Below are 25,094 nucleotides of genomic sequence, written 5' to 3'. Positions count from 1 at the left end.
AGACAAACATGACACGAACACTCGGACTGGTTCCGGCAATCGCGTTGGCGACGGCCTTGTTCGGCGGCGCCGCGGGGGCGCAGACCATCAAGATCGGCGTCAACGAGCCGCTCACCGGCGCGTTCGCGGCCTCAGGCACTTACGTCGTCAACGGTGCGAAGATCGCCGCCGACGAGATCAACGCCAAGGGCGGCATCCTCGGCAAGAAGATCGAGCTCGTCATCGAGGACAACAAGAGCAACCCGACGGAGGCCGCCGCCGTCGCCGAGAAGCTCATCACCAGCGACAAGGTGCCGGTCCTGATGGGCGCCTGGGGGTCGAGCCTGACGCTCGCGGTGATGCCGAAGCTGATGGAGTACGAGACGCCGATGGTGGTGGAGACCTCGTCCTCCGGCAAGATCACGACGACGGGCAATCCCTTCATCTTCCGCATCTCGCCGCCCTCCGCGATTGAGGCGGCCGCGTTCAAGAACATCGTCGACAAGCTCGCGCTCAAGAAGGTCGACTTCCTCGTCATCAACAATGACTGGGGCCGCGGCACCGCCGAGGATTTCAGCAAGATGATGAAGGAGAAGGGCATCGGCATCGGCCTCGTCGAGACCATGGACCAGGGCGCGCAGGACATGAGCGCGCAGCTGTCCAAGATCAAGAGCTCGGATTCCGAGACCGTCATCGTCACCACCGCCGTTGACCAGCTCACGCTGATCTTCAAGCAGGCCGCCGCGCTTGGCCTGAAGAAGCGCATCATCACCACCGGCGGCTCGCAGAACCCGGACCAGATCATCGCCCAGGCGGGAGCGGCCGCCAACGGCACCATGCATCTGACGACCTTCCTGCCCTGGTTCCCGGACAAGACGCCGAACCCGGAAGCCACCAACTATTTCATCGCGGAATGGAAGAAGCGCGGCTTCGACTTCGCCGGCTGCACCGAGAGTTTTCGCGGCTATGACGGCATCCGCACCGTCGCCGCCGCGATCGAGAAGGCCGGCAAGGCTGAGCCTGCCGCGATAAAGGCGGCGCTCTGGAACATCAACATCAAGGGGCTGAACGGCGACATCGTGTTCCGCAAGTCGGGCCCCGAGGGCAAGGAAAGCGGTCAGAGCCAGCCGAATGTCTATCTCATCGAGATCGCCGACGGCAAGATCGAGATGAAAACGCTCTGACGCGCTTGTTCGCAGGCGAGGGCGGTACGTCACCGCTCTCGCCGAATACGGACTAATCGGGAACAATCTTGAGCGAATTCCTCCAGCATTTGATCAACATGCTCGTGCTCGGCGGCACCTATGCGCTGCTGGGTATCGGGCTGACCTTGATCTTCGGCATCATGAACGTCGTGAACTTCACGCATGGCGTGCTCTACACGTTCGGCGCCTACATCATGTTCATCGTGGTGCAGCAGATCGGGCTGAACTTCTTTCTCGCGCTACCGGTGGCCGTGCTGGCCGGATGGCTGCTGGGTGCGGCCATCGAATTGACCTTGCTGCGTCCGCTGCGCGGCTCCGACATCGACACCACCATGCTGGTGATGATCGGCGCCTGGATCGCGATGCAGTCGGGCACGCTGTGGATCTGGGGCGGAGTCGCGAAAGCGGTGGCGACGCCATTCCCGGAGGCGCCGCTGGTGCTGGGGCCGGTCTCCGTCTCCTGGCTGCGCCTGTTCGTGCTCGCCGCTGCGGCCATGTTGATCCTTGTGACGTATCTGCTCATCAACAAGACCAGCCTCGGCCGCGCGATGCGGGCGACGTTCCAGGACCATGACACGGCGTCGCTGATGGGCGTGAACGTCGACATGATCTACACCTCGACCTTCGCGATCGGCTCTAGCCTCGCCGCCGCCGCGGGCGCGCTGCTCGGGCCGGTCTACGTGATCTTCCCGCAGATGGGCGATCTCGCCGCGGTCAAGGCTTTCGCCATCGTCATCCTCGGCGGCCTCGGCAACATCACGGGCGCGGTGATCGGCGGCTTCATCCTGGCGCTGGCCGAGGAGCTCGGCGCCGGCTACGTCTCGTCCGGCTACCGCGATGCCATGGGCTTTCTCATCATCATCGCGGTGCTGATCTTCCGGCCGACCGGCCTGTTCGCGCGCGCGGAGCGCGTCGGATGAAGACGATCGTCACCATTCTCGCCGTCGCGGCGCTGGCCTCGGTGCCGCTCTGGCTGCGCGATCCCTATCTGCTCAACGCGCTGATCACGACCGGCATCTTCGTCATCGGCGCTATGAGTCTCAATCTGCTGCTCGGCTTCACCGGCCAGCTCAGCCTCGGCCATATCGCCTTCTTCGGCATCGGCGCCTATGTCAGCGCACTGACATCGCTCGGCTTCGACATCGGCCTGCTAGGGGGTTTTCGTCTTGTCCACACACCATGGCCGCCGATCGTAGGCTTCGTGCTGGCAATTTTGATTGCAGGATTGTGCGGCTATTTCGTCGGTCTGTTGTCGTTCCGCGTCCGCGGCGCCTATTTCGTCATTGTGACGATCTCCTTTGCCGAGGTGGTTCGGCTGGTCGCGCTGAACTGGGTCGAGCTGACGCAGGGTCCATTGGCGCTGACCAATATTCCGTCCGTCGCGTTGCCCTTGCCCGGCTTTGGCGAGCTGACGCTGCGCACGAAATTCCACAACTATTATCTCGTCCTGGTCGTTGCGCTCATCGCCTATCTCCTGATCGCGCGCCTCGTTCATTCCCATTTCGGCCGCTCCATGCGTGGCCTGATGGAGAACGAAACGCTCGCCGTCTCGGTCGGCATCGACGTGACCAGGACGCTGACGATTGCTGCGGTGATCTCCGCCGCGATCGCCGGCGCGGCCGGAAGTCTCTATGCACACTACATCCGGATCATCGATCCTGAAGTCTTCGCCTTCATCAACACCGTCACCATGGTGATCATGGTCATCAGCGGCGGCAAGGGCTCGCTGGCGGGTCCCGTCGTCGGCGGCCTGATCTTCGGCCTATTGCCGGTCGCGCTGCGGCCTGTGATGGCGCCGGAAGCGCAGTGGATCGCCTATGGCGGCGTGCTGATCGCCATCCTGTTCGTGTTGCCGCGCGGCATCGTGCGGTCGCTGGCGCAGCGGTTGACCCGGCGACGGCGCGGGACGACGGCGCTGGCGCCGGTGACGCTCACTGAAACCGGCGCCAAGGAGCCGGCGTGATGACCGCGCGCAGCATCGCCATGACCATCGATCAGGTCGCCGTCCGCTTCGGCGGCCTCGTCGCGATCTCCGACATGAGCTTTGAGGTCGGCGAGGGCGAGATCGTCAGCCTGATCGGCCCGAACGGCGCCGGCAAGACCACCGCCTTCAACGTCATGACCGGTTTCTTGACGCCGAGCGCGGGCCGGGTGACCTATCGCAACACTGCACTTGCCGGATTGAAGCCGCATGAGATCGCCGATCTCGGCCTGATCCGCACCTTCCAGCGCACCAGCGTATTCCCGAACGACACCGTCTATGACAACCTCCTGATCGGCCTGCACCGGCAGGGCCGGGTCCGGCTGCTCGACGCCATCCTCGGCCTGCCAGGCGCCCGCGCCTCGGAGCGCAAGCTGCGGCAGCGCGCGAGCGAGCTGCTCGAATGGGTCGGGCTCGAACGCCGCGCCCACGATGCGGCGGGCTCGCTCTCCTACGGCGAGCAGCGCTTGGTCGGTGTCGCGCTGGCGCTGGCGGCGGAGCCGTCGATGCTGCTGCTCGACGAGCCCGTCTCCGGCATGAACGCCTCGGAGACGCACCGTTTCGTCGAGCTGATCCGTGGCATCCGCGACCGCGGCATCACGATTTTGCTGGTCGAGCACGACATGCCGATGGTGATGACCGTCTCGGATCGCATCGTGGTGCTCAACTATGGCCGCATCATCGCCGAAGGGACGCCCGATGTGATCCGCAACGATCCTGCTGTCATCGAAGCCTATCTTGGACATGGAGCAGGACGTGCTTGAGATACGCGACATGGTCTGCGGCTACGGTGGCGTCACCGCGCTGCGCGGCATCTCGCTCGACGTGAAGGCCGGCCAGCTGGTCGCCCTGATCGGAGCCAACGGCGCCGGCAAGAGCACGACGCTGCGCGCGATCTCCGGCCTGGTGGCGCCGCGCTCGGGCCAGATGAAGTTTGAGGGCATCGACATCACCGGCGCGAAGCCGCCGCGCGTGCTGGCGAGCGGCATCGCGCATTGCCCGGAAGGGCGGCGCGTGTTTCCGCATATGAGCGTCGAGGAAAATCTCGATATGGGCGCTTACCTCCGGCGTCGTTCGGGCGAGATCGCGGCCGACCGCGACCGTATCTACTCGGAATTCCCGCGGCTCGCCGAGCGGCGCCGGCAGGCGGCGGGCACGCTGTCGGGCGGCGAGCAGCAGATGCTTGCGATCGGCCGCGCGCTGATGTCGCGGCCGCGCCTGATCATGTTCGACGAGCCGTCGCTCGGGCTCGCCCCCAATATCGTCGAGCGCACCTTTGCGATCATCCGCGGCATTCGCGATGCCGGCACCACGGTGCTGCTGGTCGAGCAGAACGCCTTCGCTGCGCTCGAGATGTGCGACCACGCCTATCTGCTCGAGAACGGCCGCATCGTGCTATCGGGCGCCGGCAGCGAGCTGATCGCGAACGAGCATGTGCGCAAGGCCTATCTCGGTGGGTGACGAGGCCGGGTGGATTGCCGTCTGCGATCTCGACCGGCTGAAGGCGGAGACGATCGTCCGCGTCGCCGGGCGCGACCTGCTCGTGATCTGGAACGAGGGCGACGTCGTCGCCTGCGAACGTGCATGCCCGCACGAGCAGGCGGATCTGGCGTTGGGGCAGGTGAGCACGGGGCGGCTGCATTGCCCGCGTCACGCGGCGTCGTTCGATTTGCGCGATGGCGCAATCACCGCGGGATGGCCGAGCCGGCCGCTGCGGCTGTATCCGGTGCGGATCACGGGCGAGCGAATCTGGATTGAGATGCAGGAGCGGCAGCCGGGGCGATGATGACATCATGCCCCTGTTTTGCCCGACGAGTCAAAGCGGCAAAGGCGGTGTCGATCGACCCTCAAACAATTCGCCTTTGCAAACAACGACATCGCTACTGTGCATGGGGTTGTTTTTCGCACTTTTAGTCCAGCAGCCGCCGCGCGGCCTGCACCAGGACTCCGTCCGGCCGGCGCAGAGCCTCGAGAATGGTGAAATGGTCGGCGCCTTCGACCGAGATGAGCTTGCCCGGCGCTCCCGCCGCCACGCGCCTGTCGTAGAGATTGATGGAATCGCAGACGAGTGCCGGCAGCTCGCTGCTGCCATAGGCGATGTCTAGGCGCTTCCGGGTGACGGGCAGGCGCAGCGGCGACAGCGTGGCGATCTCCTGGTCCGTCAGCTTCAGCGCATCGTTCAGCCCCGTATCGCGGATCGGCGTGAGATCGTAGACGCCCGAGAGCGCGAGCCCCGCATGGACACGCGGATGATCCAGCGCCATGGCAGCGAGATGGGCGCCGGCGGACCAGCCCGACAGCACGACCGGCCCGGCAATTCCATAGGACGCGCCGTGCGCCGCGAGCCAGTCGAGCGCGCGCGGGATCTCGGCGACGATGTCGCTGAGGGACACCTCGGGCGCCAGCGAATAGCCGGGGATCGCAACCGACCAGCCATGCGCGGCGACGCCTGCGACCAGCATGGCGAACAGCTCGCGCGAATTGCGTTGCCAGTAGCCGCCATGCAGGAACACCAGGCAGGGCGCATCAGGCTTTGCGGCCGGGTAGAGGTCGATCTTGTTATTCGCCCGCTCGCCGTAGGGCAGGTCGAGATGGGACTTGAGCGAGCCCCGCAGCCGGCTTGAGGCTTCGTTGCGCTCGGCGATCAGGGCGGGGCTGTTCTTGACCGCCGCGTTGTTGTCATAGGCGGCACTGCGTTCCGCCCGAGACAGCTCGGACCACCGGTCGCGGGGGTCGAGCGGTCGAATTGTCGAATGAGCGTTCTCAACCATGGGAGTCTCCGTTTGCGTCAGGCACTGCGCAAGATCGCTTCGATCTCTTGCGCTGCTGCGAGCAGCGAGCGGTCTTGCCCGCGCGCCGCGATGATCTGAAGGCCGAAGGGAAGCCCGCGCCGATCCGTTCCGCACGGAATCGAGATCGCCGGCAGGCGGGCGTGATTGACGAAGGGCGTGAACACCGCGTGGGCCCGCGGGCTTGCAGGCTTTTCGCCGATCATATCAGGGCCTAGCTGCATCAGCGGCCAGGCGACGCAGGGGACGGTCGGCGCCAGCAGCAGGTCGGCTTCGGTAAAGAACGCTGCGAAGGCATTGGCGATCGCGGTGCTCGCGAGCAGCGCTGCGGCGACCTCCGCACCCGACCAGGTGAGACCTCGCTCGATCTGCTTGGCGATGTCAGGATCGAACACAGTCGGATCGTTGCGAAAGCGTTCGCCGTGGAGTGCTGCGAGCCCCGCATGCTGCAGCGGCATGATCGCATCCTCCGTGGCATCTGCCGGCCAGACAGGATCGCGTCGCGCGATGCGTAAACCCGCTGCGGAAAGCCGGTCGACGGCGGCGGCGAGGCCATTCGCGACGACGTCGTCGATCGCGACGTCGAGACCAAGGCGCGGCGAGAACGCGATGCGCTGACTGCCGATGTCTTTGGCCTGCTGCACCACGACGGCAGACTCCGGATCGTGCGGGTCGGCGCCGGCCATGGCTTCAAACGCCAGCGCGATATCGGCCGCGTCCGATGCGATCGGCGCGATGACGGAGAGGCCGAAGAAGGGCTCGGCGAAACCTGGCCCATAGGGGATCGCGCCGTAGGACGGCTTGAAGCCGGCAACCCCGACATGCGCCGGCGGCCTGCGGCTCGAGCCGCCCGCATCGGTACCGATCGCGAGCGGCACCAAGCCGGCTGCAACAGCTGCGGCCGGGCCACCCGATGAGCCGCCGGGCGTCAGCGCGGGATCGAGCGGATGTCGCGTCGGCCCGTATAGTTGCGAGGTCGTCACGCCCTTGCAGGCGAACTCGGAGGTCGCGCCGATGCCGACGACAACGACACCGGCCTTGCGCAGCCGCTCGACCGCGATGGCATCGCGCGGCGCGATGAAATCGCAGAATAGGCGCGAGCCCTGCGTCACGCGCCAGCCGCCGACCCAGATGTTGTCCTTGACGATCACGGGAACGCCGGCGAGCGGCATGATCTCGCCCATACGCAGGCGATGATCGACCGCCGCAGCATCTGACAGCGTGCGCGCAGGATCGATCGTGACGACCGCGTTCAAGGCCTTGGCGACCTCGATGCGGCCGAGCGCTGCTTTCGCAGTCTCGACGGCATTGGTCCGCCCGGCGCTGACGGCGGCAGCGATCTCGCGCGCGTTATTTGTCCGCGTTGTCATGGCCTCCCCAGATCAACGCCAATGTACCGCCAAGGGCAAGGCACGCCAGGGCGAAGAAGGCCATGCCGAGACTGGCCACGCCATCCAGGATCGACACCAGCGCGGGCGCGGCAAGGAGACCGGCATAGGACGCGGTCAGCACCGCGCCGGTGGTCTCGCCGATCCGGTCCTGCGGGGCGAGGCGGGCGATCTCGGCGACAAAGACGCCGTTCCAGCCCGACGCCGTCAGGCCGAACAATGCGGCAATGATGAATTGTCCGCTGCGGCCGAGCGAAGCGCCATTCAGGCCGAGCAGCGCGGCGCAGAAGGCCATGCCGAGGCCGATGACGACGAGGACGGCGCGCGAGGCATCGAGCCGCATGGCGACATAGCCCCAGCCGAGACGGCCGATCAGGCCGCCGGCTTGCGCGCAGGCGAGCGCCATGCCGGATTCGATATGGCTGAGGCCGAGCTCGCGTGTGCCGAGCGTGACGAAGACCGTGTTGAGCGACACCTGCATCGCGCTGAACGGCATCGAGGCCAGCGCCAGCATCGCGATCCGCCGGTCCGCGATCACCAGCGCCACCCGCGCGCGGAGATCGAGCTTTGGCGGCGGGGCGACCTTGCCGGCATAGGCCGGCCGCAACCGTTCGAACAGCGCGATCGCCAGTAGCGCCAAGGCAGCAACGGCCGCATAGCACCAGACCGGTCCGAACACGATGGCGATCGCGGGCAGGGCCAGCGAGCCGCAAACGGCGCCGATCTGGTTGCCGGTCTGGCGCACCGAGAACACGAAGGCGCGCCGCTCGGCAGTGACGAGCCGCGCCAGCAGCGCCGCGCTCGCCGGCGTCTCGGGTCCCATAGCGAGGCCGATGCACAGGCCCGCAGCCAGCAGGGCGGCGCTCGTCCCGAGCGAAGCCAGCGCCATGCCGACGACGATGGCCGCCGCGCACAGGCTCGCGATCCGCAGCGAGCCAAGGCGCGCGATGAAGCCGCCGCCCCAGAACGAGGCGGGGATGCCGACCGCGAACACGGCGGCGGAGAACATCGAGAGCTGCCAGACCTCGATATGGGCGCGCGGGGCGACCACGCCGGGCGCGAACAAGGCCAGCGCGACCAGGGCCTGAAGCGCGGTCATCGCCCCCAAAGCAGGCAACAGGGCCGGCAGCAGCGCGGGCGCTGGCCGAGCGGCCGTATTTCCGTCTACCATGGCGGCGTGCTCATGGGAGGAACATTGTGGCAGGCGGTATTTCCATTCACGCGGTCGATGTCGCGAGCGGGCGTCCGGCGCAGGGGCTGCGCGTCGAGATCTGGCGGATCGATCCGGAGTCCCAGCGCATTGCCGACGGGCGGCTCGGCGCCAACGGCGTGCTCGATCATGCCGTCGCGCAAGGTGCCGGTGTGACGGAAGGCGCGTACGAGGTGCTGTTTCATCTCGGCGAGTTCTTTGGCGAGCGCGACGGTTTCCTCACCGTGACGCCGTTCCGCTTTCGCATCAAGAACGTTGATGAGCATTTTCATCTGCCGCTGAAATTCACGCGCTGGGGCTATTCGCTGTTCCGCGGCGCCTGATCAGTTGGTCAGCCGCCGCGACAGGCCGGTGACGCGCTCCATCACCGCGACCAGCGCGACGGTGGCGATGATCAGCACGCCCGAGAGGGCTGCGATGGTGACATCCAGCTTGCCTTCGAGATCCTGCCACATCCGGATCGGCAGCATGTCGGTGGCGGCATCGCGCAGGAACAGCGAGACCGGCACGTTGTCGAAGGACGACATGAAGGCGATGAAGGCGCCCGCGATGATGCCCGGCCGGATCAGCGGCAGCACGATGCGGCGGAACGTGTAGAGGCGGCTGGCGCCGAGCACGGCCGAGCTTTCGAGCAGGGTCGGCTCGAGCTGGGCCAGCGCTGCGACCGTGTTGCGCACGACATAGGGCACGCAGACCACGGTGTGGCCGATCACCAGCGTCAGCGGCGACACGGGCAGGCCGACCAGCGAGAACAGCATCAGGGCGGCGAGGCCGAAGGCGAGCGCGGGAAGCACCAGCGGCGACATGAAGAGCGAATCGAGCAGCCGCGCCGACAGCGTCCGCGACCTGGAGATCGCCAGCGCCGCGGCGACGCCAAGGGTAACGGACAGGCCGGTCGCCCATAGCGCCACGATCAGGCTGTTCTTGGCCGCGAAATGCAGCTGCCAGGCATTCCACAGCTCGACGTACCAGCGCAGCGAATAGCCGGGCGGCGGGAAGCGCAGCGAGAAGCCGCTGGTGAAGGAGACGATCAGCACCACGAGCGAGGGGGCGATGATGATGAGAAGCGCGATCATCGCGATCACGGTCATGACGAGCTCGAAGCTGATCGCCTCGAGCGTGCGCTTGCGGCCGCTCATCATGCGCCTCCATAGCCGCGCGACATGCGGCCGAGCGTGGTGAAGACCGAGACGACCGCGAGCACGGCGAGCAGGAAGATGATCGAGATCGCAGCCGCGAACGGCCAGTTCTGCAGCGTCGAGGCCTGCTGGTAGAGATACATCGGCATGAACAGCATCTGTCCGCCGCCGATCAGCGACTGGGTGATGAAGGCGGTGATCGCGGCGGCATAGGTCAGCGTGCAGCCGGCGATGACGCCCGGAAGCGACAGTGGCAGCACGATCCGGAAGAAGGTGCGCCAGCTTCCGGCGCCGAGCGAACAGGAGGCGTCGTCGAGATTGGGATCGATGCGGCCGAGCGCGGTTATCAGCGGCAGCGTCATCAAGGGCATCTGCACCTGCGCCAGCGCGATCACCACGCCGAACTGGGTGTAGAGCAGTTTCAGCGGGGTATCGATCAGGCCGAGCGATTGCAGCGTCGCGTTGATGATGCCCTGGCGCCCGAGGATGACGATCCAGGCGAAGGTGCGGACCACGACGCTGGTCAGAAGCGGCAGCAGCACGATCAGGATGATGACCGTCTGAAGTTTTGGCCCGACCCGCTGATAAAGCCAGGCGATGGGAAAGCCGAGCACGAGGCAGACGGCCGTCACCTCGGCGCCCAGCAGCAGCGTCGAGCCGAGCACGCCGAGGCTGAAGGGATCGGTGAGAAAGTGCAGGTACTGGCCGAGCCCCCAATGGAGCCCGGCCGTGTCGTTGTGCAGCGAGAGCCAGAACAATTGCAGCAGCGGCGCGACGAAGAAGACCAGGAAGAACAGCGCCAGCGGCGCTGCCAATCCCATTCCGTAGGACGTCACGTCCCGTGCTGCCGGCGCTGCGCCCATGGCTTGAACCTCGAGGTTTTAGATCTTGATCTCGCGGTTGAAGCGTTCGATCCAGGCCGAGCGCTGCTCGTTGATCTTCTTCCAGTCCTGGAACACGAACTTCTTCTTCAGCTCGGCGGTGTCCTTGGCCAGCACACGTGCGATCTCGCCGCCCATCGTCACCTTGGAGTTGGTCGGCACGATCAGGTAGGGCGGGTTCATCAGCGTGGTCTGCACCTCCGGCGTCAGCGCCGCCTCGATCAGCTTGAAGGCGAGCTCGCGGTTCGGCGAGTTCTTGACGATGTGGATCGTGGTCTTGAAGGCGATGGCGCCTTCCTTCGGCGCCACGAACTCGACCGGCACGCCGCGCGCTTTCAGGATCTGGATGGCGTTGAAATTGCCGGGCGAGATGTCGATCTGGCCCTGCTGGAACAGGGTCGCGAGCGCGCCGGGATTGGCGGCGACCGCGGCGAGATTGGGCTTGAGCTCCTCCAGTGCCTTGAAGCCCGGATCGACATTGGCCTCCGAGCCGCCGCGCATCTTGGCGATCTCGACCAGCCAGCCGGTGCCGAGTGTCGAGTTGAGGTTGGTGATGCCGACGCGGCCCTTGAATTCCGGCTTCCAGAGATCGGCCCATGACGTTGGCGGCGTCTTGACCGCTTCCGGATTGTAGGTGAGGCCGACGACCTGGAAGAACGGGGCGGGGCCCATCGGTTCCTGTGCCTCGGCGATCAGGTCCTTGTAGTAGGCGCTCTTCTCGACCGGATAAGGCTCGACCAGATCCTGGCCGACGGCGACGAGGGCAGGACCCGGGTCGTGCAGCATGACGTCGATCGGTGGATTTGCTTTCGCCGCGTTGACCTTAGCGATCTGGTCGACAGAGAGCATGGGATCGAGCACCATCGCGGCGTCCGCATTGGCTTTGCGGAACGCCGGCACCAGCACGGCCTTGTGCGCTTCCTCCCAGCTGCCGGTGAAGGTCGCAAACACCAGCGGACGCGCCTGGGCGTAGCTCAGGCCTGGAAACGCCTTCATGGCCCCGAGCGTGAGCGCCGTGGTCAGCAGGCTTCTGCGATTCATGATCATATCAAACTCCCCTCTGGACAAGGACTGGATCTAAAGCGTTGCGGGAAAGGCGTTGGCGAGCGATGGGGCGAGGGGTGCGAGGCGCACCGCAGCGCCGCTCTCCAGGGCGCGCGTCTCGCCGATGCGCGCCTGAGAAACCTTGACGCCGGAGCCATCGGCCGTGGTGACCTCGTGCACGACGGTGGCGCCCAGCGGCAGCGACATGCCAACGACGCCGGCAAAGCCGGTCTCGTCGCCGACGAATTGCAGGTGCTCGGGGCGGATGCAGACGGTGACGCGGCCGCCCTCGCTGAGCGCACCGCCCGCGGGACGCGCGATGATCTCCGCGCCGGCATCGAGGCGCACCTTCGCTGCCGTGCGGTCCGCTGAGACCACGATGCCGGGCATGCGGTTGGTGGAGCCAACGAAGGTGTTGACGAACAGCGTCTGCGGACGATCGTAGACGTCCGATGGCGAGCCGAACTGCTCGAGCTTGCCATGGCTCAGCACCGCAACACGATCGGCCATCGACAGCGCTTCTTCCTGGTCATGCGTCACGATCAGCGTGGTGATGCCGGAAACGCGCTGCAGCCGCTTGACCTCGATCTGCATGTCCAGCCGCAGATTCTTGTCGAGCGCGGCGAAGGGCTCGTCGAGCAGCAGGATCGACGGCTTGATCGCGAGCGCGCGGGCGAGCGCAACGCGCTGCTGCTGGCCGCCGGAGAGCTGCCGCGGCAGCCGCTCGGCCATAGCCGGCAGCTGCACCAGCTCGAGCAGGCGCTGCGCTTCGCGCTGGCGCGTCGCCTTGTCGATGCCGCGGGCGGCGAGGCCGTAGGCGACGTTCTCGCTGATCGACAGGTGCGGAAACAGCGCGTAGTTCTGGAATACGATGCCGACGGCGCGCTTGTTCGGCGGCAGTGCATCGACGATGTCGTCGCCGATGATGATCCTCCCTTGCGTCTGCGCGATGAAGCCGGCGATGATGCGCAGCAGCGTTGTCTTGCCGCAGCCGGACGGACCCAGCAGCGCAATGATCTCGCCGCCCTTGATGTCGAGATTGATGTTCTCGACCGCAAGCGCGCCACTCGGATACCGGTGGGTGACCGCATCGACGACAAGCGATCGGCTGCTTGGCGCATCAACCATGGTGTTGCCTCCCGTTGCCCCAGAGGAGAAAGCAAGTCTCGTGCCCGCGACTGTCGCTTTTCGCGGAGCGTTTTGGCATGGTGACCCCATGACATCGGATCGATCGATATGCGACCTCACGGCGACAGAGCTCGCGCGCGCCATTGCAAGGCGCGAAGTGTCCTCCCGCCAGGCCGTCGAAGCGCATCTGGCGCGGATGGCGAGCCTCGACAGCCGATTGGCGGCATTCGTGACGGTGGATGCGGATGGTGCCCGCCGTGCAGCGCAGATGTGCGATGCCGCCTCTGCGCCGATGGGCCCGCTGCACGGCGTGCCCATTGCGGTCAAGGACCTCACTGACACTGCGGGACTTGCGACGACTTACGGATCCCTGCTGTTCGGCGATCACGTCCCGGCCGAGGATGATCTCGTCGTGGCGCGGCTGCGGCGTGCCGGCGCGGTCATTCTGGGCAAAACCAACACGCCGGAGTTCGGCTTCGGCGCGGTCTGCACCAACAGATTGTGCGGGCCGACACGCAACCCCTTCGATCCGGCGCTGACCTCCGGCGGATCGTCCGGCGGCTCTGCCGTCGCGGTCGCATCCGGCATGGTGCCGCTGGCGCACGGCACCGATTTCGGCGGCTCGGTGCGCACGCCCGCCAGCTTCTGTGGTGTCGCCTCGATCCGGCCGACACCCGGCCGCATTGCATCGCCGCGCCGGCCGCTCGGCTGGGACATGCTGGCGACCCACGGCTTCCTCGCCCGCGGTGTCGATGATCTCGAACTCGCGTTGTCGGTCTGCGCCGGAGACGATGCGAATGATCCGCTCTCGCTCGGCAGTACCGATGATGATCGACCGGTCCCCGACCGTGCCCGGATTGCGGTCACGCCCGATTTCGGTGTGGCGCCGGTTGCGCGCGAGGCTCGTGCCCGCTTCGCTGCGGCCTGCCAGGCGTTCGCGCGTGTTGCCGATGTCGTGCCGTCCTCGCCGGATTGCGGCGGGGCGATCGAAGCCTTCCGCACCTTGCGCGCCGCGCACATCGCCAACGCTTACGGCGAGTTGCTGAGAACGCGGCGTGCGGAGCTCACGCCGACCGTGATCTGGAATATCGAAGCCGGTGCAAACCTGTCCGTGCAGGACTACCTCGACGCCGAGCGGCGCCGCACCGCGATCTACCGCAGCTTTCGCCAGCTGTTCAATCGCGCCGATTTCCTGGTCGCGCCGGCTGCGTCGGTCTTGCCCTGGCCGAATGAAATCGCCGACGTCACGGCCATCGATGGGGCCGCGCTGGAGACGCCGATCGACTATCTCGCCGTGACCTTCATCGTGTCGCTGGTCGGCTTCCCTGTGCTGACCGTGCCGGTGCCGCGCGGGGAGAATGTGCTGCCCTTCGGCATGCAGATCGTCGCACCGCCGGGATGCGAATCCCGCTTGTTTGCCTTCGGCCGCGTGCTCGAGAACGAATTGGGTTTTTCGCATCGCCGGCCGCCTCTCTGATCAGCTGTCGCGATGCTCGAGCCGGGCGGCGAGCGCTTCGGCAAGGCCGATGGTCGGCTTGGCGGCGGGGCGGCGGAAGGTGCCCGCAACGGCCTTGCGCAAACGCAGCGCATGCAGCGCCTCGGCTTGCTTCACTGAAGCTATGACCTGATCGACCACGGGGACAGGGATCCGGTCGGCGACGCGCTCGGCAAGACCCGAGAGCGGGGCGCCGGCAAAGATCAGCACATCGGCCTCGTCCTCGACGATGGCGCGCCGGGCGAGCTCGACCAGCATGTCCTCCTTCTCGGTGCCGACCTCGGAGATCGCCTGAAACGGCGTATCCAGCATGCGGATGCCGGCGCAGCGCTCCCACAGCCCGTGGGCGCGGACGCATTCCTCGTACCAGGGCCCCAGCGCCTGCGCGAAGGTAACGATGGCAAAGCGGCGTCCGGCCATGCACGCGGTCAGCATCGCGGCTTCCGCCATGCCGATCACGGGAATGTCGAAGGTCTCGCGCGCCGCGAACAGGCCGGGATCGCCGAAGGCCGCGATGATCGCGGCGTCGACCTTTTTGTGCTGCTCGGCAAGCATCTCCAGCGCGATGGCGCCGCCGATCTGCGCTTCGGTGCGCGTGGCGATATAGGGCACGCCGCGGGCCGCGGTGCAGGGGATCAGCTCGGTACCTGCCGAGGCGGCGCGCTGCCCGACCCCCAGCATCAGCTGCGTGACCTCAGTGCTGGTATTTGGGTTGAGCAGGAGCAGCTTCATGATCATGCCGCCGGCCGCTTGGCCTGAGAGGCGGCGAGAACTTCCAGCAGCGCCGTGCCGGTGCGCGCAACGTGCGCGCCGAGCAGGCGGCCGGCCGCTTCGCCGTCGCGCGCTTCGAGGGCGGCCAGGATGTCGGCGTGCTCGTCGACCGAATTGCTCCAGCGCCTGTCGGCACCGAGCGCGAGATAGCGCGCACGCTCGGCGCGGAAGATCAGCGTCTCGTGCGCCTCGCGCAGCGGGGTGTTGCGGGCCATGCGGACGATGGCGTTGTGGATTTCGCCGTTGATCGCGAAATAATCGTCGAGCTTGCCGCTGCGGTGATGACCCTCCATCCGGGTCTGCAGCGTGCGTAGGCGGACGAGATCGCGCTCGGTGGCGCGTTCCGCGGCGAGCTCGGCGGCGAGCCGCTCGATCCCGGCGAGCGCCTCGAACAATTCCGAGATGCCGTCGACCGCAATATCGGCGATGCGCGGGCTGCGGTTGGGACGGAGCTCGATCAAGCCTTCCGCCGCGAGCACCTTCATCGCCTCGCGCAAGGGGGTGCGCGACACGCCGAGCTCCTTCGACAGCTTGGTCTCCTGAGTCTGCGAGCCCGGCGGAAGCTCGCCGCGAATGATCATCGTCCGCATCCGCGCGGCGGCGCGCTCATGCAGGCCCATCCGCTTGAGCTTGGGCGACTTTCGCGCCGGGTTCGTTTCGGATTTTTGCTGCACGCGAGGCTTCCTGCTTGCAACTCATCCTAGCCATACCGAGCCGAACGCGATGCTCAAATAGGCGACGTATGTGGCGTAAAACAAATGCATATCGAACAAATTGTATGCAGTATGCAAATTGCGGGTTGCGCACGGCGCCGGGGATGCCGATGATCGTTTCGAGGGAGCGTTTGATGCTCCCTGCGGCAACGGAGCGACTGTGATCGATGTCAGCCATGCGCAAGCGCCTCGGCATGATCACGCCGTCCTCCAACTCGGTGCTCGAGCCCGTCACCAGCGCTATGCTGGCGGGCACCCCCGGCGTCACCGCGCATTTCTCTCGCTTCCGCGTCACCCAGATCGCGCTCGATGCCGCCGCGCTGAGCCAGTTCGATGCCTCGGTGATGTTGCCGGCGGCAGATCTGCTGGCCGATGCCAAGGTCGACGCGATCGCCTGGAACGGAACGTCCGCAAGCTGGCTCGGCATCGGCCGCGACCGCAGCCTGTGCGAGGCGATCACGGCCCGCACAAATGTGCCGGCGACGACATCGACCCTGGCCTGCATCGATGCCGCCTGCGCGCTCGGCGCCAGGCGCGTCGGCCTGGTCTCGCCCTATACCGACGACGTGCAGCGGCGCATTGCCGACGTCTGGGCTGAGGAGGGGATCGCCCCGCATGCCGAGCGGCATCTCGGCTTGCGCGACAACTTTTCCTTTGGCGAAGTCGCGCCGTCGACGATCACGGATATGATCCGCGCCGTGGCGGCGGAGGGGACTGACGCGATCGTCATCCTCTGCACCAATCTCGATGGTGCGGCGCTTGCGGCCACGCTGGAGCGGGAGCTGGATATCGCCGTGCTCGATTCGGTCGCGGTGACGCTGTGGCGGACCCTCTGCCTCGCCGGCGGCGATGTGACGGCCCTTGCGAAATGGGGACGGATCTTCCAGACAATGCCAAATATCAGGTGACGGAGACATCAGTGACGCAGCTCGACCTCGCCATCCGCGGCGGCACCATCGTGACGGCCAGCGACGAGTTTCGCGCTGATATCGGAATTCGCGACGGCCGCATCGTCAGCATCGCCGATAGCATCGCGGGCGCAGCGCGCGAGATCGATGCGTCGGGCCTATTGGCGCTGCCGGGCGGCATCGACAGCCACGTCCATATTTCCCAGCCCTCGGGCCCCGACGTGGTGATGGCCGACGATTTTGCCTCGGCGACGCGCGCAGCCGCAGCCGGCGGCAACACCATGGTGCTGCCCTTTGCGCTGCAGGAGAAAGGCACCTCGCTGCGCAGCTGTGTCGAGAACTATCGCAAGCTCGCCGAAGGTGAGTGCTACATCGATACGGCCTTCCATCTCATCATCTCCGATCCGACTGCCGTGGTGCTCGGGCAGGAGCTGCCGGCGCTGGTCAAGGACGGCTACACCTCGTTCAAGGTGTTCATGACCTATGACGACCTCGTGCTCAGCGACAAGCAGCTGCTCGAAGTGTTCGAGGTCGCGCGCCGCGAGGAGGCGCTGGTCATGGTCCATTGCGAGGGCTACGACGCCATCCGTTTCCTGACCAGCAAGCTGGAGCGCGAAGGTCATATCGCGCCGTATTATCACGGCACCTCGCGGCCGCAGGCGGTCGAGCGCGAGGCGACGCACCGGGCCATCAGCCATGCCGAGGTGATCGGCGTTCCCATCATGATCGTGCACGTCTCCGGACGCGAGGCGATGGAGCAGGTGCGCTGGGCGCAGCAGCGTGGCCTGCCCGTGCATGCCGAGACTTGCCCGCAATACATCACGCTGACGGCCGACGACATGAAGGGCCTCAACATGGACATCACGGGCGCGAAATATGTCTGCTCGCCGCCGCCGCGCGATGTCGAGAGCCAGGAGGCGATCTGGGAGGGCATTACGTCGGGCGTGTTCCAGACCTTCTCGTCCGATCACTGCCCGTTCCGCTACGATGATCCCAAGGGCAAGCTGACGCCGAACGCCCGTACCTCGTTCCGCTGGGTGCCGAACGGCATCCCCGGCGTCGAGACGCGGCTGCCGATCCTGTTCTCCGAAGGCGTCTCGAAGGGCCGCATCACCCTGCAGAAGTTCGTCGAGCTGACCGCGACCAACCACGCCCGCATCTACGGTCTCTATCCCCGGAAGGGCTCGATCGGCGTCGGCTTCGACGCCGACATCGTTCTCTGGGATCCCAAGTTGAAGAAGCCGATCCGGCAGGCCGATCTGCATCACGGCGCGGATTACACGCCCTGGGAAGGTTTCGAGGTTACGGGATGGCCGGTGACGACGATCGCGAGGGGAGAGGTGGTCTGCAGCGAGGGCCGGATCGTCGGCGCCAAAGGCGCAGGCCAGGTGCTGAGCCGGGGCAAGTCGAGCCTGATCTGATCCGGCTCGACACGCCGCCATCGCGCTTCAGAAGGTCGCGGCCATTGCAGCGAGACGTTGATGGGCCCGTTCGCGGGCGGCATCGATCGGCGCTTGTGGTCCCGTGGTTGGACCGATCAGGACGAAGCGGACATTGCTGATCCCGATGAAGCGCAGGATCTCCCGTAAGCAGGGCGTTGCCATATCGATACGGCCGCGGTTCATGCCGGTGGCAAAATCGCTGCCGCTGGCGATGATCACCAGCGTCGGCCGGTCCTTGAGCAGCGGCAGATATCCCTGCGACGGATCGAACCGGAAGGTGAGACCGGGCTGGACGATGATGTCGAACCACTGCTTGAGCTTGTAGGGAAGGCCGAAGTTCCACATCGGGGTCGAGATCAGCACCCGGTCGGCGAGCGAGAAGCGCAGCGCCATTCGCTCGGCCTCGGCAAAGCTGTCGCGCTGCGCATCGGTGAAGGCCTGAGCCTTCATGCGGGCGTATTTGGCTTCGACGATCGGACCGGTGAATTCCGGCATCCGCTCACGCCAGATGTCCACGACATCAATGTCCCAATCCGGCCGGGCCTGGCGGAAGCCATCGAGAAAGACCCGCGCGCCGGCCGTCGATTCGGCCTCGGCGCGCGGCGAGCAGGACAAGTGCAAGAGCTTTGCCACAGCTCATCCCAGCGCTCGGATCACGGCGTCGGCCCTGGTCACGACCGCGACGTTCTGCATGGCAAAGTTGATCGAGGCGTTGTGCCAGTCGGCATTCATGGTCGAGCAGCAATCCTCGGGCACGATCATGAAATAGCCCTTGTCGGCGCCGGTCCGCGCCGTGTGCTCGATCGACATGTTGGTCCAGGCGCCGGTATTGATGATCATGTCGCGACCGGTCGCTTTCAGGATCGTCTCCAGCCGCGTGCCTTCCCAGGCGCTCATCCGCATCTTCTCGACCACGAAATCGCCGGGCCGGGGCTCGAGGCCTGAAACCGGGGCCGCACCCCAGCTCCCGCGCACCATCGCCTTGCTGTCGACCAGGCCCTCGAACAACGGAGCGTTCAGCGTGACGCCGGGCGCGCCGGGCTCGACCACGAACCAGACATGGATGATGGTGACGCCGCGGGCGCGGGCGGCTTCCGCCAGGCGCCGCACATTCTCCACGACATGCTGCTGCTTGGCGTGACCCGGCGCGCCCGACTCGGCGAAAGCCCCGCCGTCCATGATGACGTCGTTCTGGAGATCCTGAATGATCATGGCGCAGCGTTGCGGATCGAGGCGCATCTCGCCCTCGGTCAGAATAGGTGCGGCTGGCGATGAGCCCGGGCTTGTTCCGCCGCCAGCGCGCCTGCCGCTCATATAGGGCTCATGCCGCGGGCCGACCCGGGTCGGGATCGCATACACCGAGTGCGTCGAGGTGAGATAGAGCGTGCGGAAATCCGGCCCGCCCCAGGCGAGGTTGGCGACCAGCTCCGGCACGCGGACCTTGCCGAGCAGTTCGCCGCGCGGCGAATAGACCCAGACGCCGCCGGGCGCGGTGACCCAGATGTTGCTGTGCTGATCGCATTTCATGCCGTCGGGCAAGCCAGGCTCGAGCTCGGACTTGATGCCGCTGGCGAACACGCGCGCATTGGACAGCGAGCCGTCGCTGTTGACGTCGAACACGCGGATCAGCGCTTGCACCGTGTCGTTGACATAAAGCAGCCTCTCGTCCGGCGAGAAGCATAGCCCGTTCGGCTGGTCGAACAGGCTGCGCTCGACCACGAGCTTCGGCTCGCCGCCCGGCACCACGCGATAGACGCCCTGGAAGCCGAGCTGGCGCGGCCGTTCGACGCCATAGACCGGCATGCGGCCATACCATGGATCGGAGAAATAGATCGCGCCGGATGAGTGCACGCAGACGTCGTTCGGGCTGTTGAGCTCCTGGCCGCCGAAATGCGAGGCGAGCACCTCGCGCCGTCCGTCCGGGCGTTCGCGGATCAGCGACGAGGTCGCGTGCTCGCAGACGATCAAATTGAGCTCGGCGTCATAGGTCATGCCGTTGCATTTGTTCGACGGGCGTTTGACCTCGACGACGCCGCGCCGCGCATCCCAGCGCCGCCGCACGTCGGCCGGCATGTCCGAGAACAGCAGATAATGATCGACCGGATGCCAGATCGGCCCTTCCGTGAAGTCGAAGCCAGTGCCGATCTGTGCGACCGGCGCATAGGGGTCGATCAGGGTTTCGAACTCGCTTCGCAACGTCACATGCGTCATCGGTCGATCCTCGACAACGTCAAGCCGGGAACCAGTTGCGCTCGGGCAGCGACTGCACGATCGGGCCAGGGACTTGATCGTGCAGACGCCCCACGACATTGCCGCCTTCGATCTTGGCGGGACGGTCGTGGACCGGGAGCAGGTAGCGCGAGCTGCTCAGCAGCTTTTTGATCGCCGCCTTTTCCGCGCGCTTGGTGGTGCCATGGTTGCCGGTGGTACGCGGCTCCCAATCGTGGATCTCATGGAAGGGCGTGACGATCTGGTCGTTGAAGTCGTAGATCACGTCGCCGCAGATGGTGGCGATGCCGTCGGCGGTCTCGACGATGATGTTCATCGAGCCCTCGGTGTGCGCGTTGGCGGCGTCGCAATAGACGCCGGGCATCAGCTCGATCGGCCCGGTGATCTCGAGGTCCAGGAAGCGCAGCGCGCTCTTGGTATGCAGCCGGTCGATCAGGTGCTTGATGTCTGGCGCGGGATATTGCGGATGCATCAGGCCGGAGACGGAATATTCGAGCTCCTTGCGGTTGAGCACGACGGTCGTGTTCATCGGAAACAGGTCGTCCTTGCCGGCATGGTCGATATGCAAATGCGTGTGGCAGACGAAGCGAACGTCGCCCATGCGAACGCCGTGGCGCGCGAGCTGGTTCTCGATCATGTTCTCATGATACTGGAGCCCGCGCATGCCCAGCGTCTCCATGATCTGGTTGGAGCGATAGCCGGTGTCGACGACAACAGGATATTTGCCGCCGAGGATCAAAAAGCCGAGCGTGAGGACGCGGCGGGTGCGGCCGCAGTCGCGGCCGAGCACCAGGAAGCTCGATTCCAGCTCGATATCGCCGTAGTCCAGGATCTTGATCTCCAGCGCCATTCGTTTCCCTCCCGTCTCGTTTCTTGTCTGTCAAAGCCGATAGACGCGCGTCGCCGTCGTCCTGAAGATCGCATCCTGCTGCTCCGCACTGAACGGGGCGGCGGCGGCGCGAAAGGCTGCGACGAGCTCGCGATAACTGGTCCACAATTTCTCGATCGGAAAATTGGAGCCGAACAGGCAGCGCTCGGCGCCGAAGATCGCGACGGTATCGGTGAGCACGGCGGCGATATGCGCGGGATCGTTGCGATGGATGAAGGTGCCGAGCCCGGACAGTTTCGAGACCACGTTCGGACAACTCGCGAGCCGGGCCATCCCGGCGCGCCAGGCCGCCCGTCCAGCCGGCGAGAGATCCTCGAGCATGCCGGCATGCTGGAGGATGAAGGTCACGCCGGGACAGGATTCGGCCAGCTGCGCAGCATCCGGCATCTGCGGCGTGAACACCTGCAAATCGAAGCTCCAGCCGTAATCGGAAAGACGTGCGACATTGCGACGGATCGTCGGGTCGGTGCAGAGATCCGGACGCGCTGCGAAGCGATAGAGCGGGTTCTCGTGCCAATGCAGCTGCATGCGCACCCCGCGCAGTAGCGGATAACGCTTGAGGCGGTCGAGCTGCGGACGGACGTCCTCGGCCGCGAAATTGGCGTAGGCAACGATGGCGTGCGGCCAGCCATGTTCGTCGGAGGTACGCTGTACCCACGCTGCTTCCTCCTCAAAATGCTCGGGCGCCCAATTGGTCTGCACATAGACGGAACGGGTGACGTCGCTGTCCTTGAGATCGTCGAGATATTCCTGGATCGGATAATCGCGCCGGATCGGCTCGTACGGTCCGAAGATGCGGGGCTGCATGGGACCGGTCAGCCAGGGCAGATCGGCCTGCCGCCAGATGTGATGATGGCCGTCGACAATATTGCTCACGCAGCTCTCCTTCCCAGTGCCAGCACGTGGGCGACGATCGATGCGCTCGACCCGCCGTCCACGAGATCGTCGACGAAGCGTTCGATCGCGACCAGCGCTTCTGTCTGCGGACGGAACGCGGGGCCTGTCGCGAGCGGCGTCAGCCAGCTGAGGCGCCAGGCCCGCCGCGATAGTTTCGCGACAGCGTCGCGAAGGGCGTCCGGCTCTCCACGCTCGAGCCCGTCGGAGATGATGATCACAGCGGCGCCGCGGGCGTAGCCGCCGAACCGCGGGACCGCCAGGAACGCTTGCAGCGCGTCGCCGATCCGAGTGCCGCCGTCCCAGTCGCTGACCAGATGTGCCGCGGCGCTCAGCGCCTGCTCGCGCCGTTTCAGCCGCAGCGCGCGAGTGACACGGGTCAGACGCGTGCCGAAGGTGAAGACCTCGACATTGGGCGCGGCCTGCACCAGCGTATGCGCAAGCTTCATATTCTCCTCGGTGCCGCTTTTCATCGAGCCGGAGACGTCGATCAGCAGTAACACCTTGCGCGGCCGTTGCCGCCGTTTCATGTGGCCGAGCCGCAGGATCTCGCCGTCGCTGCGGACGCTGTCGCGCAAGGTGCGGCGGAGGTCGGCAAAGGGGCCGCGGCGCGCCCGCATGCGGCGGTGCCCGCGCCGCCGTGGCAGGCACCGCGGCGCCTCGCGTGCCAGGCGTCGGAGGGCATCGGTCGTGGATAGCTGCACGAAGCGGCGCTCGACCAGCGCCTCAGTGCGCGATGCAGTCAGGCCGGACTCGTTGGCCTCGTCGGAGAGCAGGGGCTCCTCGTCGCCGCGACCTTCCTCCTGCAGACGGACGGTCTCGTCGTCCTCGCCGTCGTCGGCACGCTCGATCGCCTCGCTGCCGCGGAAATGCAGGTCGAACAGCCGATCGAAGGTGGCGCGGCGCTCGTGCGGAGGGGCGAGGGTGGCGAGCGCAGATTGCTTGATGTCCTCGAGCTTGCGCGGTCCGAGCAGCGCAATCGCGGCGAGGAACGCGGTGGTCTGTTCCGGCGCGACGGCGAAGCCGTTGGCGCGCAGCAGGGCGACGAAGGAAACAAAGGTGCGGGCAGCGCGCGGGAGCTGCGGCTCGATGCTCATGCGGTCGCCTCCGCGAGCATGGCATCGAGCCGCGGCGCGATGAAGTGCAGGTCCTCTTCGTCCTTCAGCGCGACGCCGATCGAGCGTTTGAAGGCATCAGGCCAGCGCGCGCCGCCCTTGTTGAGGAGGGTCGCGGCCTCGGCCCAGTCGACGGCTTCGGCGATCCCGGGGGCCTTGCTCAGCGGTTCACGCCGCAATCTCTCGACGGCCGCGACGACGGCGCGGGCCGTGGTTTCGGCGACGCTGGAGGCGCGCATCATGATGATGCGTGCCTCGCGCTCCGCCGTCGGATAATCGATCCAGTGATAGACGCAGCGGCGGCGCAAGGCTTCGTGCAGATCGCGGGTCCGGTTCGAGGTGAGCACGACCACCGGCCGCTCGGCCGCGCGGACCGTGCCGCGCTCGGGAATCGAGATCTGGAAGTCGGAGAGGAATTCGAGCAGGAAGGCCTCGAACTCCTGGTCGGCGCGGTCGATTTCATCGATCAGGAGCACGGTGGAATCAGGTGCGCGCAGCGCCGCCAGCATCGGCCGCTCGATCAAGAACGTCTCGCCATAGATGTCGATGCTCTCGTCGCCGGCCTGACGGATCGCCAGCATCTGGCGTGGATAGTTCCACTCATAGAGCGCGGCAGAGGCGTCGATGCCCTCGTAGCATTGCAGGCGGATCAGGCGGCGGCCGAGCACCGCAGCTATTGCCTTTGCCGCCTCCGTCTTGCCGACGCCGGGCGCGCCTTCGAGCAGCAGCGGCTTGCCCAGCGCAAGGCCGAGATAGGCGGCGGTCGCGAGCCCTTCGTCGGCGAGATAATAGGCCGCGCGCAACGCCCTCTCCAGCGCCTCCGGGCTGTCGATGCCGACGATGTTGCTGCGAACCGCCACGGCCGATCCTCTAACGCCGCGCCTGCGGCCGCGCGCCGCCCTGCGCCTTGATCGCCCGCAGCACCTTTTCCGGCGTGATCGGCAGGTCGTCGATCCGCACGCCGACGGCGTTGAAGATTGCGTTCGCCACGGCGGGCAGCACCGGATTGGCGCACATCTCGCCGGGGCCTTTTCCCCCGAACGGACCATCAGGCGCAGGGCGTTCAAGCACCGCGATATCGTGCGGGCAGATATCGCCTGGACCGGGCATCAGATATTCGACGAAGTCGCGGGGGCCATGGACGGGATCGGGATAGTACGGCTCCGGCGTCTCGTAGAGCGCGTGGCTGATGCCCATCCAGGCGCCGCCGACCAGCTGCTGCTCGACCAGGCGCGGGTTGAGCGCGCGGCCGAGCTCATAAGCCGAGTCCATGCGGACCATCGCGACCTCGCCGGTCTCATCATCCACCTCGACCTCGGCGACAAGGCAGGCATGGGCATAGCAGGTTGCCGGCGACATCTCGCCCGTTTCAGGGTCGACGTTGGAGAGCGGCACCAGGAAGATGCCTCGGCCGGAGATGGTCTTGCCCTGTTTGAACTGCGCGGCAATGGCCACGTCCTTTGTCGAGATCGAGCGGTGCGGCGCGCCTTTGACATGGATGTTGCCGCGCCCGTCGGTCTCGAGATCGGCGGCGTTGACCTCGAGCTCCTCGGCGGCGGCCTCCATCATCACGCCGCGCGCCTCGCGCGCCGCAGCCATCACGGCGTTGCCGACGCGATGGGTGCCGCGTGAGGCGAACGAGCCCATGCAGTGCGGGCCGGTGTCGGAATCCGCCGTGTCGACATAGACGTCCTCGACGGGCACGCCCAGCGTCTCCGCGCAGATCTGCCGCGTCACCGATTTCATGCCCTGGCCGAGGTCGATCGACGACAGCGCCACGGTGAACTTGCCGCTCGGGTTGGAATGCACCAGCGCCTGGCTCGGATCGCCGCCGAGATTCATGCCGATGGGGTAGTTGATCGACGCCATGCCGCGTCCACGATGCCGGGTCATC

26 protein-coding genes are annotated in these 25,094 nt (G+C 66.3%); 10 read left to right on the top strand and 16 right to left on the bottom strand.

Features of this window, described 5'->3' with window-relative positions; translation table 11 throughout:
• The first annotated feature begins 8 nt into the window (after window positions 1–8).
• The 6 genes from I6F37_RS10735 (at window position 9) to I6F37_RS10710 (ending at window position 4,951) form a co-directional block, all read left to right on the top strand.
• Complete coding sequence (locus I6F37_RS10735) at window positions 9–1,163, top strand: ABC transporter substrate-binding protein (RefSeq protein WP_036004998.1); 1,155 nt, start codon at window positions 9–11, stop codon at window positions 1,161–1,163.
• Window positions 1,164–1,231: 68 nt separating this feature from the next.
• The gene (locus I6F37_RS10730) at window positions 1,232–2,104 is read left to right on the top strand and encodes a branched-chain amino acid ABC transporter permease (protein ID WP_036004995.1); all 873 of its coding nucleotides are present in this window, start codon (window positions 1,232–1,234) and stop codon (window positions 2,102–2,104) included.
• Window positions 2,101–3,147: a branched-chain amino acid ABC transporter permease gene (locus tag I6F37_RS10725; protein ID WP_036004992.1), complete on the top strand. Its 1,047-nt coding sequence runs from the start codon at window positions 2,101–2,103 to the stop codon at window positions 3,145–3,147. The genes I6F37_RS10730 and I6F37_RS10725 overlap by 4 nt, the downstream gene beginning before the upstream one ends.
• A complete protein-coding gene (locus I6F37_RS10720) occupies window positions 3,147–3,929 on the top strand; it encodes an ABC transporter ATP-binding protein (protein WP_036004989.1) in 783 nt (260 codons plus the stop codon). The genes I6F37_RS10725 and I6F37_RS10720 overlap by 1 nt, the downstream gene beginning before the upstream one ends.
• Window positions 3,922–4,626, top strand: a complete 705-nt coding sequence (locus I6F37_RS10715) for an ABC transporter ATP-binding protein (RefSeq protein ID WP_036005223.1) — start codon at window positions 3,922–3,924, stop codon at window positions 4,624–4,626. Before I6F37_RS10720 ends, I6F37_RS10715 begins: the two co-directional genes overlap by 8 nt.
• Window positions 4,598–4,951, top strand: a complete 354-nt coding sequence (locus I6F37_RS10710; RefSeq protein WP_051056880.1) for a Rieske (2Fe-2S) protein — start codon at window positions 4,598–4,600, stop codon at window positions 4,949–4,951. The genes I6F37_RS10715 and I6F37_RS10710 overlap by 29 nt, the downstream gene beginning before the upstream one ends.
• Before the next feature lie 124 nt (window positions 4,952–5,075).
• Here the strand turns inward: I6F37_RS10710 and I6F37_RS10705 are convergent, their stop codons facing one another.
• From I6F37_RS10705 to I6F37_RS10695, 3 genes are read right to left on the bottom strand one after another with little or no spacing between them, the layout of a single operon-like run.
• Complete coding sequence (locus tag I6F37_RS10705; protein WP_036004986.1) at window positions 5,076–5,936, bottom strand: alpha/beta hydrolase; 861 nt, start codon at window positions 5,934–5,936, stop codon at window positions 5,076–5,078.
• 17 nt (window positions 5,937–5,953) lie between these two features.
• On the bottom strand, window positions 5,954–7,324 hold the full coding sequence (locus I6F37_RS10700; protein ID WP_225151148.1) for an amidase: 1,371 nt from the start codon (window positions 7,322–7,324) through the stop codon (window positions 5,954–5,956).
• Window positions 7,305–8,513 (bottom strand): MFS transporter, encoded by a 1,209-nt coding sequence (locus I6F37_RS10695; protein WP_036004972.1) that lies wholly within the window; start codon window positions 8,511–8,513, stop codon window positions 7,305–7,307. Before I6F37_RS10695 ends, I6F37_RS10700 begins: the two co-directional genes overlap by 20 nt.
• Before the next feature lie 26 nt (window positions 8,514–8,539).
• On the opposite strand from I6F37_RS10695, the gene I6F37_RS10690 reads away from it, so the two are divergent.
• Window positions 8,540–8,875 carry a hydroxyisourate hydrolase gene (locus tag I6F37_RS10690; protein WP_036004970.1) on the top strand — a complete coding sequence of 112 codons (336 nt, stop codon included), beginning with the start codon at window positions 8,540–8,542 and terminating at the stop codon, window positions 8,873–8,875.
• Here the strand turns inward: I6F37_RS10690 and I6F37_RS10685 are convergent, their stop codons facing one another.
• The 4 genes from I6F37_RS10685 to I6F37_RS10670 are packed head-to-tail and all read right to left on the bottom strand — an operon-like array spanning window position 8,876 to window position 12,744.
• A complete protein-coding gene (locus I6F37_RS10685; protein ID WP_036004967.1) occupies window positions 8,876–9,691 on the bottom strand; it encodes an ABC transporter permease in 816 nt (271 codons plus the stop codon). It abuts the gene before it with no gap.
• Window positions 9,691–10,554 (bottom strand): ABC transporter permease, encoded by an 864-nt coding sequence (locus I6F37_RS10680; protein ID WP_036004964.1) that lies wholly within the window; start codon window positions 10,552–10,554, stop codon window positions 9,691–9,693. The genes I6F37_RS10685 and I6F37_RS10680 overlap by 1 nt, the downstream gene beginning before the upstream one ends.
• Before the next feature lie 18 nt (window positions 10,555–10,572).
• Complete coding sequence (locus tag I6F37_RS10675; protein ID WP_036004961.1) at window positions 10,573–11,619, bottom strand: ABC transporter substrate-binding protein; 1,047 nt, start codon at window positions 11,617–11,619, stop codon at window positions 10,573–10,575.
• A gap of 30 nt (window positions 11,620–11,649) precedes the next feature.
• Window positions 11,650–12,744, bottom strand: coding sequence for an ABC transporter ATP-binding protein (locus I6F37_RS10670; RefSeq protein ID WP_225125964.1), 1,095 nt, complete (start codon window positions 12,742–12,744; stop codon window positions 11,650–11,652).
• Window positions 12,745–12,832: 88 nt separating this feature from the next.
• Here I6F37_RS10670 and I6F37_RS10665 point away from each other — a divergent pair, with 88 nt between their 5' ends.
• A complete protein-coding gene (locus I6F37_RS10665) occupies window positions 12,833–14,221 on the top strand; it encodes an amidase (protein WP_225151146.1) in 1,389 nt (462 codons plus the stop codon).
• Here the strand turns inward: I6F37_RS10665 and I6F37_RS10660 are convergent, their stop codons facing one another.
• Entirely contained in the window at window positions 14,222–14,971 is a 750-nt protein-coding gene (locus tag I6F37_RS10660) for an aspartate/glutamate racemase family protein (RefSeq protein ID WP_225151144.1), read from the bottom strand. It lies immediately after the preceding gene.
• Window positions 14,972–14,973: 2 nt separating this feature from the next.
• On the bottom strand, window positions 14,974–15,684 hold the full coding sequence (locus tag I6F37_RS10655; RefSeq protein WP_225151143.1) for a GntR family transcriptional regulator: 711 nt from the start codon (window positions 15,682–15,684) through the stop codon (window positions 14,974–14,976).
• A 206-nt stretch (window positions 15,685–15,890) separates the two neighbouring features.
• On the opposite strand from I6F37_RS10655, the gene I6F37_RS10650 reads away from it, so the two are divergent.
• A complete protein-coding gene (locus I6F37_RS10650) occupies window positions 15,891–16,631 on the top strand; it encodes an aspartate/glutamate racemase family protein (RefSeq protein WP_225145670.1) in 741 nt (246 codons plus the stop codon).
• Entirely contained in the window at window positions 16,592–18,052 is a 1,461-nt protein-coding gene (gene hydA, locus I6F37_RS10645) for a dihydropyrimidinase (protein ID WP_085969190.1), read from the top strand. Before I6F37_RS10650 ends, hydA begins: the two co-directional genes overlap by 40 nt.
• Window positions 18,053–18,079: 27 nt before the next feature.
• Here hydA and I6F37_RS10640 read toward each other — a convergent pair whose 3' ends face one another.
• From I6F37_RS10640 to I6F37_RS10610, 7 genes are read right to left on the bottom strand one after another with little or no spacing between them, the layout of a single operon-like run.
• Window positions 18,080–18,706: an NAD(P)H-dependent oxidoreductase gene (locus I6F37_RS10640; protein ID WP_225151141.1), complete on the bottom strand. Its 627-nt coding sequence runs from the start codon at window positions 18,704–18,706 to the stop codon at window positions 18,080–18,082.
• Between the two features lie 3 nt (window positions 18,707–18,709).
• Window positions 18,710–20,284, bottom strand: a complete 1,575-nt coding sequence (locus I6F37_RS10635; protein WP_225151139.1) for an isochorismatase family protein — start codon at window positions 20,282–20,284, stop codon at window positions 18,710–18,712.
• A 19-nt stretch (window positions 20,285–20,303) separates the two neighbouring features.
• The gene (locus I6F37_RS10630; RefSeq protein WP_036023756.1) at window positions 20,304–21,152 is read right to left on the bottom strand and encodes an MBL fold metallo-hydrolase; all 849 of its coding nucleotides are present in this window, start codon (window positions 21,150–21,152) and stop codon (window positions 20,304–20,306) included.
• Between the two features lie 30 nt (window positions 21,153–21,182).
• Window positions 21,183–22,067 (bottom strand): amidohydrolase, encoded by an 885-nt coding sequence (locus I6F37_RS10625; protein WP_036013325.1) that lies wholly within the window; start codon window positions 22,065–22,067, stop codon window positions 21,183–21,185.
• Window positions 22,064–23,182 carry a VWA domain-containing protein gene (locus I6F37_RS10620; RefSeq protein WP_225151138.1) on the bottom strand — a complete coding sequence of 373 codons (1,119 nt, stop codon included), beginning with the start codon at window positions 23,180–23,182 and terminating at the stop codon, window positions 22,064–22,066. The genes I6F37_RS10625 and I6F37_RS10620 overlap by 4 nt, the downstream gene beginning before the upstream one ends.
• Entirely contained in the window at window positions 23,179–24,060 is an 882-nt protein-coding gene (locus I6F37_RS10615) for a MoxR family ATPase (RefSeq protein ID WP_109144209.1), read from the bottom strand. Before I6F37_RS10615 ends, I6F37_RS10620 begins: the two co-directional genes overlap by 4 nt.
• 10 nt (window positions 24,061–24,070) lie before the next feature.
• Window positions 24,071–25,093, bottom strand: coding sequence for a xanthine dehydrogenase family protein molybdopterin-binding subunit (locus I6F37_RS10610; protein ID WP_109144208.1), 1,023 nt, complete (start codon window positions 25,091–25,093; stop codon window positions 24,071–24,073).
• Window position 25,094: the final 1 nt, after the last annotated feature.

Origin of the sequence: Bradyrhizobium sp. NBAIM08, from assembly GCF_020193935.1 — a bacterium.
GTDB lineage: Bacteria > Pseudomonadota > Alphaproteobacteria > Rhizobiales > Xanthobacteraceae > Bradyrhizobium > Bradyrhizobium yuanmingense.
Note: the sequence above shows the minus strand (reverse complement) of the source record. Positions and strands in the feature narration are given on the sequence as shown.

What these genes read in the sequence shown, in the direction of transcription:
- I6F37_RS10735 (WP_036004998.1), top strand. Translation starts at nt 9, where the DNA reads ATGACACGAACACTCGGACTGGTTCCGGCAATCGCGTTGGCGACGGCC.
- I6F37_RS10725 (WP_036004992.1), top strand. Translation starts at nt 2,101, where the DNA reads ATGAAGACGATCGTCACCATTCTCGCCGTCGCGGCGCTGGCCTCGGTG.
- I6F37_RS10720 (WP_036004989.1), top strand. Translation starts at nt 3,147, where the DNA reads ATGACCGCGCGCAGCATCGCCATGACCATCGATCAGGTCGCCGTCCGC.
- I6F37_RS10710 (WP_051056880.1), top strand. Translation starts at nt 4,598, where the DNA reads ATGTGCGCAAGGCCTATCTCGGTGGGTGACGAGGCCGGGTGGATTGCC.
- I6F37_RS10705 (WP_036004986.1), bottom strand. Translation starts at nt 5,936, where the DNA reads ATGGTTGAGAACGCTCATTCGACAATTCGACCGCTCGACCCCCGCGAC.
- I6F37_RS10700 (WP_225151148.1), bottom strand. Translation starts at nt 7,324, where the DNA reads ATGACAACGCGGACAAATAACGCGCGCGAGATCGCTGCCGCCGTCAGC.
- I6F37_RS10695 (WP_036004972.1), bottom strand. Translation starts at nt 8,513, where the DNA reads ATGGTAGACGGAAATACGGCCGCTCGGCCAGCGCCCGCGCTGCTGCCG.
- I6F37_RS10685 (WP_036004967.1), bottom strand. Translation starts at nt 9,691, where the DNA reads ATGAGCGGCCGCAAGCGCACGCTCGAGGCGATCAGCTTCGAGCTCGTC.
- I6F37_RS10680 (WP_036004964.1), bottom strand. Translation starts at nt 10,554, where the DNA reads ATGGGCGCAGCGCCGGCAGCACGGGACGTGACGTCCTACGGAATGGGA.
- I6F37_RS10675 (WP_036004961.1), bottom strand. Translation starts at nt 11,619, where the DNA reads ATGATCATGAATCGCAGAAGCCTGCTGACCACGGCGCTCACGCTCGGG.
- I6F37_RS10670 (WP_225125964.1), bottom strand. Translation starts at nt 12,744, where the DNA reads ATGGTTGATGCGCCAAGCAGCCGATCGCTTGTCGTCGATGCGGTCACC.
- I6F37_RS10665 (WP_225151146.1), top strand. Translation starts at nt 12,833, where the DNA reads ATGACATCGGATCGATCGATATGCGACCTCACGGCGACAGAGCTCGCG.
- I6F37_RS10660 (WP_225151144.1), bottom strand. Translation starts at nt 14,971, where the DNA reads ATGAAGCTGCTCCTGCTCAACCCAAATACCAGCACTGAGGTCACGCAG.
- I6F37_RS10650 (WP_225145670.1), top strand. Translation starts at nt 15,891, where the DNA reads ATGTCAGCCATGCGCAAGCGCCTCGGCATGATCACGCCGTCCTCCAAC.
- hydA (WP_085969190.1), top strand. Translation starts at nt 16,592, where the DNA reads ATGGGGACGGATCTTCCAGACAATGCCAAATATCAGGTGACGGAGACA.
- I6F37_RS10635 (WP_225151139.1), bottom strand. Translation starts at nt 20,284, where the DNA reads ATGACGCATGTGACGTTGCGAAGCGAGTTCGAAACCCTGATCGACCCC.
- I6F37_RS10630 (WP_036023756.1), bottom strand. Translation starts at nt 21,152, where the DNA reads ATGGCGCTGGAGATCAAGATCCTGGACTACGGCGATATCGAGCTGGAA.
- I6F37_RS10620 (WP_225151138.1), bottom strand. Translation starts at nt 23,182, where the DNA reads ATGAGCATCGAGCCGCAGCTCCCGCGCGCTGCCCGCACCTTTGTTTCC.
- I6F37_RS10610 (WP_109144208.1), bottom strand. Translation starts at nt 25,093, where the DNA reads ATGACCCGGCATCGTGGACGCGGCATGGCGTCGATCAACTACCCCATC.